Below are 13,447 nucleotides of genomic sequence, written 5' to 3' on the forward strand. Positions count from 1 at the left end.
CAATGGACCTACTCAGGTCGTCTGCATAAACGATCTGAGTAGAACAGGTTATCGCTTCGCCTTACACCTAAAGAATTTCCCCTTTAGATTGCCTCTCATCCCTGTGTCGCCCCAGCATGACATTCTCACGACTATACTCGCCCCGTCACCAAAGCTTCATACCACTGTTACACAATCGTCATCCCTGTTATTGACACTAGGTTGCAATAATAACCACACTGATCGTGGAGTTTCCTATGTCCGTTGCAAACCCTATACGTGCACGCACAGTCTGGATATCAGATATCCATTTAGGTTTTAAAGACTGTAAAGCCGATTATCTCTACTCATTTCTCTCATCGCTCAACTGCGACACCTTGTATCTAGTGGGCGATATTGTGGATTTATGGTCTCTGAAAAAAAAGATATTTTGGCCCCAAGAGCATTACCATATTCTATTAAAACTGTACGAACTCGCCGACAACGGCACACGCGTTATCTATATTCCCGGCAACCACGACGATCCCTTACGGCGTTTCGATGGACAAAAATTTGGGCCCATCGAAATTATGCACGAACACACTTATCAAACCGCCACTGGAAAAACATTTTGGATATTGCATGGTGATGCGATGGACACCTATATGCAGTACGATTGGATCACTCAATTCACAGGTGATATTGCCTATAATTTTTTGCTCTTTCTAAATCGGTGGGGTAACCGATTTCGCCGGCTCTTTGGCATGCCGTACTTTTCACTTGCAGGCCAGATTAAAAGCAACGTGCAAGGAGCCCGAAAAGCCATTGAACGCTATAAAAACCAGTGTATTCACGAGGCGCGCGCGCAGGGGTATGACGGCGTGATTTGCGGTCACATCCACTCATCTGATTTAGATACCCGTAATAATTTCACCTATGCCAATACAGGCGATTGGATAGAAAGCTGTACCGCCCTCACCGAAGACTATTCAGGGCAGCTCCGGCTACTGCATTTTGCAGACAAAGTAGAGTGGCAAGAAACGCCCCAAAACACTACCAAAAACAGCGCGGCGGCTTAGGTAGCCTCACCGCACAGCCTTCTACCCTGTCATACATATTTAGCGAGCGGGAACCGCTTGGGTTCCCTTTTCAAGATTTAATCGTACCCAATACCTTTCCTTTTGTAACGAAAAAAACCCCGATTTTTGACCGGGGTTTTTAAACACCTATCCGTGCGCGATAAGTGCGTTACAATATTCCTTTAATATTTGTACTTCACACTCACGCTGTAAGAACGCCCTACGGCTTGTTCAAAAATATCAACGTCGCCTTGCTGAATGACTACAGATTCGCCCAATAAATTTCTCGCTTTTAATTTAATTGTCCAATTATCCGTTGGAAAATAGGAGTAAGAAAAATCAACCGCGCTAAAAGGCTGTTCGTAAGCATCGGGGTCATCGCCAACACCAGCAGAGTAAATTCTCTCACCCGCAACATTGTAAACCACAGTAGCAGCATGTGCGCCGTCATCAGAGTCATACCCCAATTGAATGTTGGCAACGTATTCCGATGCGCCACGCAATGGGCGAACACGATTGGTAACCGATACTTCTATATCATCACCAACAATTAACTCAGAATCGGCTAGCGTCACGTTACCGGCAATAAAGAACGCATCCAGATTATCGTTAAGCGTCCCTAAGTGGCTTAACCACTCCGCTTCTATACCGGAGATAACACCACTTTCCGCATTCTCAATTGTCGCGTTTAAAGAATCTTCTGTTCCTGTATCGAGAAAATATTCAAGCGGATTTTGAATATCTTTGTGGAATAACGACAACGTAAGGTTATCGCCGGAACTAAAAAACCATTCGGCTCGAAAATCTAAATGGGTGATGCCCGACTGAATCGCATCGGGGTTACCACTCACAATATTGCCGGTGAGCGGGTCCTGATAACTCGCCGGTGCAATCTCTCTTAAATCTGGCAGCACAACCGTTTCACTCGCTGAAAAACGCAAATTGAAATCATCTGCCCAAAAATCTTGCCGCGAATAGGTTAATGCCAGTGACGGATAGACGTCATCTAAACGAAAAAGGCTCGAGGGCACTTCGCCGGTCTCTAAGTGTGTCACGTCACCCACGTCTATACGGTTACCCTTTACCCTATAAGGGTAGTATGCACCACTGAACTGTTTGTAATCCTCATAACGCGCACCCAGCACCATGCGAACCGTGTCATTCCAAAAAAAATCGGCTGTACCAAAAAAAGCATCGGTTGTGGTCGCGGCCACATAACTTCTCGACAAACCATCCTGATAAATAAGTTGGTAGCCGTATTCTGGATGTGCAATATTGTCATCCGATAATATTGTCGAGAGATCACTCGAACCGCCTAGCAAAGAAGCATCAGCGGCCGAAGAATCCGGCCCAATCGAAAGATCTAACTGTTCGTAAGTACGGGTTTTACGATCGTACTTGCCACCACCGGTTAGGTTAATCGCCCAGGTGTTGGTATTAATCGGCAAGCGTAGTTCAAAACCACGGCTCTCAACGGTATCATCCAAATCGGTATAGCGCACGTCAACCATACGTTGCTTTCGGACGAGTCTCGCAGCCGATATTGCGTTCGTCTCGAGATTACGTGAAATACTGGCTTCAATATTAGTCTCGGAGGGAATGTCCGTCGTGGCCGTTGCATCGGAGAAAAACCAATCAAACTCTAAGTCGTCGATAAATGATAATTCAAGGCCCAACGCCTCACTGGTATCGTACCCATACCGGTGGCTACCGGTTATCTGATTAATATTCAGCTCTCGCTGCTCGTATCTAAAATCATATTCTTGAAAACCTTGCCCCGTAGAATAAGAGGCCGTGGTATTGTATTTTTGTGCAATTGAGACTTCATCGTCGGTGTTACGTAACACCATATTTTTCGACTCGATAAGGTGCTCATCACTCCAGCTAACACCAAAATTTAAAGTACCGGTGGCGCTCACATTATGTGTGGTGCGCGTACTTTCTTTAAACTCTTCAGCCGGATCATTGTAGATTCGATTAACCCGTTCGTTAGTACGGTAGCCGCTGTCGTAATCAGCCGTCGCCAATACTCCAAACTGAAAGTCCCCGCCAATATCGTAACGATTTCCAAGATTAAGGCTAAAGCCTTTGTCAGACAGGTCATGGCTATCGGTCGAAATTGAAAGGTTTCGATAGAGACTGCTCGCCAGCCGCGTATTTATATCGGCTGCTTGCGCATCGGAAACGGGGCTGCCGGCACGCGCGAACGTTGCCTGAATGGAATCGGGGCTTACACTAGGTTCACTCGCATCAATAGACGGAAAAAAAGTATTCAATGCGCTCGCCACACCCGACGATAACGCTCGTGTGCCGTCGTCCTCTCCCCAATTGTCATCGCTGCCGCCGCTATAACTTAAACCTTCTTCCGATAAGCTGTGTATTCCGCCGCTCAGTTCAAACGCAATTACCACATCCTGCGGTATACCGTTGGTACGGATATCGATATTGCCACCACCAAATGTGGCCGGGTTTTTAGCCGAGTAAGCTTTCTGTACGGCAATAGATTCTATAATGGACGCGGGAAAAATATCTAACGGTAAAACGTTTCGAGTTAAGTCTGGCGATGGTACGGTTGCACCATTTAAAAGAGAGCTTGAATAGCGTTCACCTAAACCTCGTACATACACATACTTGCCATCGACAAGCGTGACACCTGGCACTCGCTTTAATGCAACAGCAGCGGTTGAGTCGCCGATACGCGTCATTTGTTCTGAGCCCAAAATATCAACAGCAATGTCCATTTCCATGCGTTCAGCAACACGATCCTGTGCTGAGCTCCGTAACCGCCCTAGCACCATCATTTCTTCAATAGCTTGCGTTGGAACGGCAATCGTTTCTACATCACCCTGAGCATAAACTATTGACGAGACAGCCAAACTAAGCGCACTCACGGAGAAAAGTGAGCCAAGCCATACATTGGATTTTTTTGAATTTTTTTTCATCTTAATCAACCTTCGATTACCAAGATTTAAAGATGCCTGTTTTCAATAAAAAAGGCGCCGTATGGCGCCCTCTCATAAACGGCTTTCTTTCAGAACACTTTTTATCTAGAGAAAATTATTCGAACCAAAGCGCTTGACCGCGATTACCGTCGTGTAAGCCATAAGTCCAACCTGCCGTCCAATCGTCTGACGCCACGACGGCTCCCACATGAGTAACGGCTGTGTCGAAGGCAACCACATTGCCATCGACAACCATCTCAGCCAGTGGTAAAGAATAAAAGCCATTTAGTATATTTAAGTTACCCGCATTCGGTGGTGTAGTGCCATCGTCTGCTACGTTTAATGCTACAACGTTATCCTGAGCTTCTAGAAAAGCTTGACCGGTGATTGCACCGTATTCGGTGCCCGCCGTAAGAACAAAATCACCTGAACGCGATTTTTGAGCCGCAATATCGGCGCAGGCAAAAATAGTGGTGTTGATATTCACTAACCCGTTACCGGCATTTGAAAGGTCTTCCGAATCTTCGAGCTGAAAACAGTAGTTCGTAAAATCAAGATTACCCGCATCGATTGCGTCGCCAGCACCATCAGTGGTTGCATCTACGCTGTACGCAGTGGTTACAATGGAACGATTCAGTGTAAGGTGATGTGCTTCTTCGGCATTAATACCCGCACCTGGGTCCGAGTTACCCGCTACACTGGGGCCTTTCGCACTGGAGATACACGTTAAGTTATTAATAACCGCTTTACCTACATAACCGTTGGTAATATTTGTACCTTTTAAGCTACTGGCAGAACCATCCGACTCTACACAATGCGCCCCGGTTTTGGTCATCTCACCCACTGCGCCGCCTTGAATAATGAGGGCGTTTTGAATGGTGCCATAGTAACCATGATCCAAGTCGATAGAATCGTCCTGAACATACATTGCGACATAGTTTGTAAGGTTTGCACCACCGCCGAAGAATTCCACACCATCATCTTTGTTGGCATAAATTTCTAGGTTACTTAACGTCGTACCGCTACCCACAGCACCAAAGGTGATGCCGTTTAGTTCGTTGCCTGCCGTAATTTCAAAACCCGCATGCTTAACCACAACATAACGTAACGTGCCCGAATTATCCGACGGTACCGTTCCACCGAAATGCTGTGAACGCGAACCTTCAGTACCTTCAACCAGTTTGGAACAATCTTCGCCCGTCACTAAAGCTAAGCCCGTATCACTGTAGTCCCAACCTGCTTCGTACTGACACGAATTAGTAAAACCAAAACCGTTAATGATCATACCGCCCCACGTCTGTACGTCTTCAGCGCCAACAGAGCCGTTAACGTCAACTTCTGAGGTAAATGTGACGGGCATATCCGCGGTTCCAACAGCCTCAATACGAGAGCCTCGAGAAATTGCAATAAAGTCTTCCGAGTTCTGGAGCGCAACCGTCACTCCTGCGCGTACATTTAGCGTTGGTCCGTCTCCGCCTTTCTCGATGCCTGCAGCGGTTGCATCTGCAATAGTGTCGTAGTTTTGACCTACGAATACGCTACCCGCAAAAATATGTGCGCCTTCACCGATATTCGCCAGCGTAATACTGGTGAGAATCGGGTTATCAAAATCAACAAACGATTCACTGTAGATACAGTTAACACCATCCACTTGACCTTCTTGGCGAACACCATTTTCGTCATTATAGAAAGCACACGAGAAATCGGGGCCAGAATTTACTGGTGTCGTCGTGTTATTGCTATTAGCAATGGAATTATCATTAACCACACTATTGTTCTGCGCTTCGATAACAATATCGCCACCGCCGCAGGCAACCAACGATGCAGATACTGCGATTAAGCCAACTAAGCTTTTCATTTTCATAAAGTGAACTCTCTCTAAAAGACGTTACAAAATGTGAATTAACACAACATCGCGCTCGACATGTTTCCACAACGAACGCCCAATTCTTACGCTGCGTAAATAAATTCTACGAGCGTGTGCGCTTGATCGCTCTGCAAGAGCAAACACTCAAAAATATTCACGATTCAGGTGATACTTGCCTCGCTGAGAGTATTGTCATCGTTGTAGCGCTCGCCCCCATAATGACGCGTCTACAATCTAAGCTGGCGCGCATATACTTTCGTTTTTTTGTTACCGAAATATGACACTAATATGATGCTTGCATGACAAGGCATTGTATTTTGGAAGGTTCACAATAAAGATAAGAGGTAGGCACAGGCTACAATGGTAACGTGTTACACCTAGGCTGAAGGTACGGCACTTTTGTAGAACAGCATAATCGGCAGCAGAGAGTATTGAGTAACCACAAAACTCTCGCGGCTATACCATCAAGAAATTGATCACAGCCTAATGGCTATGCTCGTTTAAGCACTATTTTGGCGCGACGGGGGAATTATTCTATTTGTCACAAAAATGTCACAAAGCTTCTTTATGTTGTGCGCCACGACCGCTATTTATTTCACATGATTTATCTCCATTTCAAGCCTATGCAGCGATCGACTAATTATTGATCCGACGACTACAATAGAAGTATCCCAATGAAAAAATCTGTATTACTTTTCGCAGCGCTATGCGTTTGGACCTTGATGCCACGTCACTTTTCACATGCCGACAATTATTTTCCAACAGGAACCGAAGGGTTACTCTTCACCGTACAAGGATCCAACACTATTGGTGCGCACCTGGCTCCCGCATGGGCACATGCATGGCTGCAACAAAAAGGCGCAACCAATGTCATGACCCAACCTACATCTGTTCAGAACGAAATGTTTGTGACAGGGAATATACAAGGTAAAAATGTCACTATCGCTATTCACGCCCACGGCTCAAGTACTGGGTTTATAGGCCTGCTGAATGGTTCAGCAGACATAGCAATGGCCTCACGCAGCATTAAAGAAAAGGAAGTGATAGCGTTAAAAGATTACGGCGATATGCGCAGTTTTTCGGCAGAGAATATAGTAGCCATCGATGGTCTTGCCGTTATCGTCAACCCGACCAACCCTGTCGACCAATTACCGGTTGAAACCGTTGCTCAGATATTTTCCGGCGAGATAAAAAATTGGCGTGAAGTGGGAGGGCCAGATCGCGCCATTCGGCTCTACGCACGAGATGAACAATCGGGAACATGGGATACGTTTAAAAATTTGGTCTTCTCCAAACGCTATTCACTCTCTGCTAACGCAAAACGGTTTGAGTCCAACGATATGCTTTCCAAAAATGTTGCGAATGATCCTTCTGGCATTGGTTTTGTTGGTTTAGCATCGGTTAATACTGCGAAGGCTCTTGCCATTAACGATAACAATACCCGTGCGCTAAAACCTGACGTTATCTATGTAGCAACAGAAGACTACCCTCTTTCACGACGCCTCTACTTATATTCACCTGAACAGATTAAAAACCCGTTAGTTGACGATTTTATCGCGTTTGCTCATAGCCGTTCAGGTCAGGAGATAGTGGAATCTATAGGGTTTGTTTCGCAAAACCCTACACCACTTAAGGTAGAAAAACTTAACGGGCCCGATGAATACCGACAATTAACTCAGTATGCAGAACGCTTATCCATAAACTTTCGGTTTAAAGAAAATGACGCTGCACTGGATAATAAAGCTCGCCAAGATATCACGCGCATTACACAGTATATTAAAAACAACGATCCCTCGAATATTAAAGTACAGCTGGTGGGGTTTAGCGATACCGAAAATACCAATAGTCGAGCAGACATTCTCTCACGCTTACGTGCGTCGGCGGTGAAAATTGCCCTTTTTCGAAACGGCATAGCCAGTGAACCCGTACTCGGTTACGGCTCTAATGTTTTAGTTGCGAATTCGAGAGGGAGTAGCCGCGACAAAAACGACCGAGTAGAGGTGTGGATTTTTGACAATAAACCGACATCATTGACACCCAGAACCGGTCAGAACTTAGTCGTCAATATTGGTAATCTATAATTACGTACGGATAATGACCGCTCGCAAGCGCAATGTTTGACACGCCTTTAAAGCGCATTAAACGTTGCGTATTAGTTTCGTAAGCAACATCAATCGGTTTCAGTAGTAATGCCAAAAAGCGATTTTTAAGGCGTAGCCGAAAACACGTGTGCGTTAGGTTTTCACATGGCACGGTATAAACACTGAGCGCCACCGTGGCCTGTCGAGTGGGCACCACGTAGTGAAATATTTTTGTTTTATTATCGATAAGGCTTTGCCAGTGCTGCTTTATATAGTAATCAAATCCCGCGTCGATAACCGTTGAGTCGCTAAACAATAACGGTACTTTACGTTCTTCTGTATCGTGTCCTTTTTGATACGCCACAATTACTTGGCTATCGACAGCTTCGCTCACACCCTCACTATCACTATCACGGGTATTAACGCGTAGCTTTCGAATGCTAAACGTCTCAGCTATACGGTCATTTTTTTGATACACATCTGGCGCTATTGGCGTTATAGAATAGTCGAGTTCTTTCACACTGAAGCTATCACCGTCGCCATCTCTATAAACGACAGAGTGCCAACCATCCTCGTAGACAATGTGTTCCTCTGTATACAACGGTTTGCCACTGGCAACCTCTGTGGCAACACCGGTTATACGGTACGACTGCGTTGAGTCAAAATGCTGTATCTGAGGCGTATGGGCCACTGCCATATGAGAAGTAAACACTAAACAAAACGCCCCTGCTAAGCTACGCACGAAGCTTATCCTCGGCCACCACAGCGGCTACGGTTTTGGCAATACGCAAAAATTGCGGTAGCATTATTGACCACATTAGCCCTTCAATAACCAACAACCCAATAACCGGTAGCGAGAAGACAGACCCCGAAAGCAGTGCGCCAAAATAGTAACTAAAGGGAACAACAACAAAACCCACGACTATGGCAAGCAAGGGACGCGAATATAACCAAGCCAAACTATACAAAAGCGTGCTCGCAAAACACAACCAAATACACAATAGCCATATGGGCGCTAAAGCAACCGTAACAGGCCCAAAATTTGCGAACGCCCAAGCGCCACTAAAATGAATAATACCGATAGAGGTAGCAACACTGTCGATAAGCCAGCCGGTTAAAGCGATAGCCGCTATAAACTGCCATTCAAATTTATGGCGAATATACACAAACCCGTGAACAATAAAGAAGCAAACCGTCACCGCAATAGCAATGATATTATTACCCATTGCCAATAAAAACCATGCCACCTGAAAGAGCACCGCATTGAGCAACATAGCCTGAAAGTTTGACATCAGAATGCGCTCTAATGCCTGTAGCTGGGTTTGGCGAATAACAATTGGCTTGTACTAATTACGCGCTCACGAAACCCGCCTTCGCAATAGCACAAATAAAATTCCCACATGCGGCAAAAGCTATCGCTAAAACCCAGCGCTTTCACATCGTCGATTCGCGTTTGGAAACGATCATGCCAATCGGCTAGTGTTTTGGCATAGTCTTGGGTAATATCCTGCAAACCGATAATTTGCATATCCGTATGCTGGGAAACACACTGTGCAATGACTTCATTAGACGGCAAACAACCACCAGGGAAAATATATTGCTTGATAAAGTCGGTAGATTTACGCGCGTAGTCGTAGCGTTGATCGGGAATAGTGATAGCTTGTATTAACATCATTCCATTATTGGCCAGCAAACTACTGCACTTGGCGAAATAATTTCTGTAAAATTCAAACCCTACCGCTTCTATCATTTCTATCGACACAATTTTTGAGTATTGGCCTTCTAGATCGCGATAGTCTTCTAGCAATAAGGTTATTTTGTTGTCTAACCCCTTATGTTTAACTTTTTCTTTTGCGAAGTCATACTGCTCTTTCGATATCGTTGTTGTTGTAACCTTACACCCATAATGTTCAGCGGCATACATAGCCATACCACCCCAGCCCGTACCAATTTCCAATAGGTGGTCATGCTCGGTTAGCTTAAGTTTTCGGCAAATAGTCTCGAGTTTATTGACAGAAGCCTGCTCTAAACTCGTCGTTTTCTCGTTGTATATTGCGGAAGAATACATCATGGTTGGGTCTAGAAAAAGGCTAAAAAAATCATTGCCTAAATCATAATGTGCCGCAATGTTCTTACGAGAACCCGACAGTGTATTGTTATTCAGTTTGTGCCCGATATTGAGAAGTAAACGGCTATACCAAGGCCGTTCGGCATTGAACTTACTGAGCCACTGGATATTAAGCACCATTAAACGAATAACGGAGAGAAGATCGGGTGTAGACCACGCATTGCGCATATAGGCTTCGCCAGAGCCTACGGTGCCATGAAAAAAGAAATCGAAATAGGTTGATAGGTCATGTACTGTAATATGCGCAACCACAGCTGCGGTTGCCTGCGACTCACCAAAACTATGAATACCACTTTCGTCTTCAATCGTTAGGTGGCCTACCTGTATTTTCGCGCACGCTTTTAATACGATATTACGTGAAAAATTATCGGTTATACCTAACTTTGGTTTGTTCAACGTTTTCACTTGGCTAATGTATTCCACACATCCCTCACTATCACCTTGTTGTTAACATTTTCCAACTTAAGAAAAACGGCCTTAAGTAGAGAATACTATATTTTTTTCTGCGTTTTATATCGATATATTGGCAGTCTTTTTAAGAGGAGTTTTAACGCTTGCCAATAGATAGACAGACATACTTTTAACGTCATAAAGGGGTACGTTATCAATACTGTATTTAAATTATTTTTAGTGGCTTCTACATACTTGAGTGTCAAGTTTGCATAAAAAACATTTTCTCCAGAAGGGTCTCCATTACTGCCCTTGTAACCGCTGGTGAGCGTTACAGCAATACGTTCTCCCGGCTTGTTGGCTTTTAACGCGTACTGCATTTGCATAGGATGAAAAGGCGATACATGAAAATCTTTATCAAAATTAATACGTTGTAGCGTCGTCATTGGATCGCATTTTAGAACATAGGAATGGCGGTTATTCCAAGGCGTATTGGTCACCTCCAACAACATTGCTTGAAGCCTTTTTTCGGTATCAAAGCAATAATAGAGTGTAATGGGGTTAATAATAAATCCGAAGTATCGTACATTGGTTAATAGTGTTACGTCACCACTCAAATTTAACCCGAGTGTTGCGTTGACCTTGCGGAGCACACTGTCTTTTAACGGTACCGAAGGGTCACCATAATAGTCTTCTCGTTTATATCTCGCCAATGACCAATGAGTATTGGACCACCAACGACTTTTTGCGAAAAAACTGTCCAAACGATCTAAATTGAGATACACCATAAAAACGGCATAACGAAACTGATGCAGCTTTGGCGCAAAACGTTTGTGCGATACCCACCCCTTAAAAATCGCGTTATCCACTAACAGACTCGAGGGAGAGGACGCGTTAGGGGGGTTATTTTTCATCGTCTCTGTGACACTAGGTTGTGACATCACCAATGAACCCCTAAACCGCCGGCAACACGAATACCGCTATAACAACCATCTTCATGAAAACCATTCCGCCAGTAGGCGCCACAAAACCAAGTATTTTCTATACCATTAATTTCTTGCCAACGCTGCTGTGCAATAGAGCTTTCTAAGCTAAACACCGGATGTGCGTAACGGTATTCACCCACAATTTTGGCCTCATTAATTTTTTCTTGTGCATTGAGCGATACAACAAAGGTATCGTCAGTTTTAAGGCCCTGTAAGATATTCATGTTATAACTTAGCGTAGCAGGCTCGTCGCTGCGATTACCGAGATGATAATTCCAAGCACTCCATGCACGTTTCGACTTCGGCAACATTCGCTCGTCGGTATGCAATATAACGCTGTTTTCACGATAGGGAATCGCGCCAAGAATTTTTTGCTCTAAAGCCGAAGGCTCATCCAGTAACGCTAACGCTTGGTCGCTGTGGCAAGCGAATACGACTTGATCGAAATACTGTATTCGACCGTCGTTGAACATAATTTGCACGCTATCATTTAAACGTTTAACGCATCGTATATTCGCATTTAATACAATGCGGTCTTTTAAATGCTCAGTGATGGGCTTTAAGTAACTTTTCGAGCCACCTTTTAATACACGCCACTGCGGCCTATTTTTGATACTCAGCAAGCCATGGTTTTTAAAAAACCTTACAAAGAAGAGTAAAGGAAAATTTAAGACTTCCTCTAATGTTGACGACCAGATAGCACTGCCCATTGGAATAAGGTAGTGGCTTGCAAATAATGGTGAATAACCTTTGCTTTGCAGGTATTCGCCCAACGTTGTCGACGAATCTAAACGATGATTCTCTAAATCAATAATCGCTTCACGATTAAAACGTACGATTTCCTTTAGCATTTTGAGGTACGGCACATTCAACGCATTGCGACGCTGGGCAAACAGCGCATTAAAGCCACTGCCACCATATTCCAATCCCGTATTCTTGCAGCTGACGCTAAAGCTCATAGCGGTGGGCTGGGATTCAACCCCCAAAGTATCCAGCAAACGAATAAAGTTAGGGTACGTCCAATCGTTGTACACGATAAAACCCGTATCAATCGCGAACGACTGCCCCTTGTGGTCTATATCAATAGTAGCCGTGTGGCCACCAATACGGTCCGCTTTTTCAAATAGGGTTACTTCATATTTTTGCCGCAGTAAATAGGCACAGGTTAAACCCGATATACCGCTGCCGATAATGGCTACATTCACGCTATACCTCCGGTTCGTGAGATGAATGGGCTTTTTTAGGCTGCTGTATTGCCAGCCATAGTCTGGGCATTTGTCTTGCGAACCATAACAATAGAGCTAGGCGCTTGGGGAAAACATAACGTGGTTGGCGTTTTTGGGTTGCGACTAGAATACGTTTGGCGGCGTCATCAGCGGTACAAATAAAGGGCATTGGAAAGGGGTTCTTTGCGGTAAGCGGCGTTTCGATAAAGCCGGGCAATATAAGACTTACATCAATATTGAAGCGTTTCACATCAATGCGCAGACTGTCTAAAAAGTAGTGCAGCGCGGCCTTAGAGGCACCGTAGAATTGTGCTCGCGCAAACGGGGCGAGCGCGGCCTGTGAGCCAATACCTATAATGTGGCCATTGCTAGAGCGCTGGAGAAATGGGAGCGCCAATTCTACCGTGGTGATTGCGCCCAAATAGTTAATGGCCTCTACACGCGCAGCCATAGACCAGTCGGGTGATTCGATATCAAAATATTCACACGTACCGGCGTTAATATACACACGATCCAGCACGTCGGTGTAGCCACGTATTTTCTGTATAGCCCCATCGCGCTCAGCCTCATTGCCCCCTAAGGCGACAAGATCAAAAGCCACTATCTGAATGGTTCCGTTTTTGTTTGCTTCGTCTGTGCGTTTAAATTCTGCGACTAAATCCACGAGCGCAGCGTGATTGCGACCACTTGCAATGACACTATGGCCTTGTTTGGCCAAGCGAAGCGCCATGGCCCGCCCCAAACCAGAGCTAGCGCCGGTAACCCAACTCGTTTCCACTATGGCTTTCAC

10 protein-coding genes are annotated in these 13,447 nt (G+C 45.0%); 2 read left to right on the forward strand and 8 right to left on the reverse strand.

The window, feature by feature from the left end; all coding sequences use genetic code 11:
* The first annotated feature begins 236 nt into the window (after nucleotides 1–236).
* Nucleotides 237–1,037, forward strand: a complete 801-nt coding sequence (locus H5647_RS01095; RefSeq protein ID WP_045855662.1) for a UDP-2,3-diacylglucosamine diphosphatase — start codon at nucleotides 237–239, stop codon at nucleotides 1,035–1,037.
* Nucleotides 1,038–1,219: 182 nt separating this feature from the next.
* Here the strand turns inward: H5647_RS01095 and H5647_RS01100 are convergent, their stop codons facing one another.
* Nucleotides 1,220–3,979 carry a TonB-dependent receptor domain-containing protein gene (locus H5647_RS01100; protein ID WP_045855663.1) on the reverse strand — a complete coding sequence of 920 codons (2,760 nt, stop codon included), beginning with the start codon at nucleotides 3,977–3,979 and terminating at the stop codon, nucleotides 1,220–1,222.
* Between the two features lie 115 nt (nucleotides 3,980–4,094).
* Nucleotides 4,095–5,843 (reverse strand): hypothetical protein, encoded by a 1,749-nt coding sequence (locus H5647_RS01105; RefSeq protein ID WP_045855664.1) that lies wholly within the window; start codon nucleotides 5,841–5,843, stop codon nucleotides 4,095–4,097.
* Between the two features lie 677 nt (nucleotides 5,844–6,520).
* Here H5647_RS01105 and H5647_RS01110 point away from each other — a divergent pair.
* Entirely contained in the window at nucleotides 6,521–7,927 is a 1,407-nt protein-coding gene (locus H5647_RS01110; protein ID WP_052691793.1) for a substrate-binding domain-containing protein, read from the forward strand.
* Here H5647_RS01110 and H5647_RS01115 read toward each other — a convergent pair.
* The 6 genes from H5647_RS01115 to H5647_RS01140 all read right to left on the reverse strand — a co-directional run bounded on the left by H5647_RS01115 (nucleotide 7,908) and on the right by H5647_RS01140 (nucleotide 13,447).
* Entirely contained in the window at nucleotides 7,908–8,639 is a 732-nt protein-coding gene (locus H5647_RS01115; protein WP_200911617.1) for a hypothetical protein, read from the reverse strand. The two genes, H5647_RS01110 and H5647_RS01115, sit on opposite strands and share 20 nt — an antisense overlap.
* A gap of 22 nt (nucleotides 8,640–8,661) precedes the next feature.
* A complete protein-coding gene (locus H5647_RS01120; RefSeq protein ID WP_045855666.1) occupies nucleotides 8,662–9,219 on the reverse strand; it encodes a DUF2878 domain-containing protein in 558 nt (185 codons plus the stop codon).
* Nucleotides 9,220–9,230: 11 nt separating this feature from the next.
* Nucleotides 9,231–10,478 (reverse strand): SAM-dependent methyltransferase, encoded by a 1,248-nt coding sequence (locus tag H5647_RS01125; RefSeq protein WP_121495339.1) that lies wholly within the window; start codon nucleotides 10,476–10,478, stop codon nucleotides 9,231–9,233.
* A 68-nt stretch (nucleotides 10,479–10,546) separates the two neighbouring features.
* Nucleotides 10,547–11,386, reverse strand: coding sequence for a DUF1365 domain-containing protein (locus tag H5647_RS01130; RefSeq protein ID WP_200911618.1), 840 nt, complete (start codon nucleotides 11,384–11,386; stop codon nucleotides 10,547–10,549).
* A complete protein-coding gene (locus tag H5647_RS01135) occupies nucleotides 11,386–12,636 on the reverse strand; it encodes an NAD(P)/FAD-dependent oxidoreductase (RefSeq protein WP_045855667.1) in 1,251 nt (416 codons plus the stop codon). Before H5647_RS01135 ends, H5647_RS01130 begins: the two co-directional genes overlap by 1 nt.
* A 1-nt stretch (nucleotide 12,637) precedes the next feature.
* Nucleotides 12,638–13,447 carry an SDR family NAD(P)-dependent oxidoreductase gene (locus H5647_RS01140; protein WP_052691794.1) on the reverse strand — a complete coding sequence of 270 codons (810 nt, stop codon included), beginning with the start codon at nucleotides 13,445–13,447 and terminating at the stop codon, nucleotides 12,638–12,640.

It is taken from the genome of Teredinibacter purpureus, from assembly GCF_014217335.1.
Taxonomy (GTDB): Bacteria; Pseudomonadota; Gammaproteobacteria; order Pseudomonadales; family Cellvibrionaceae; genus Teredinibacter; species Teredinibacter purpureus.

Excerpts from the sequence above, each read along its gene's own strand:
- H5647_RS01095 (WP_045855662.1), top strand. The coding sequence starts at position 237 with ATGTCCGTTGCAAACCCTATACGTGCACGCACAGTCTGGATATCAGAT.
- H5647_RS01100 (WP_045855663.1), bottom strand. The coding sequence starts at position 3,979 with ATGAAAAAAAATTCAAAAAAATCCAATGTATGGCTTGGCTCACTTTTC.
- H5647_RS01105 (WP_045855664.1), bottom strand. The coding sequence starts at position 5,843 with ATGAAAATGAAAAGCTTAGTTGGCTTAATCGCAGTATCTGCATCGTTG.
- H5647_RS01110 (WP_052691793.1), top strand. The coding sequence starts at position 6,521 with ATGAAAAAATCTGTATTACTTTTCGCAGCGCTATGCGTTTGGACCTTG.
- H5647_RS01120 (WP_045855666.1), bottom strand. The coding sequence starts at position 9,219 with ATGTCAAACTTTCAGGCTATGTTGCTCAATGCGGTGCTCTTTCAGGTG.
- H5647_RS01130 (WP_200911618.1), bottom strand. The coding sequence starts at position 11,386 with ATGTCACAACCTAGTGTCACAGAGACGATGAAAAATAACCCCCCTAAC.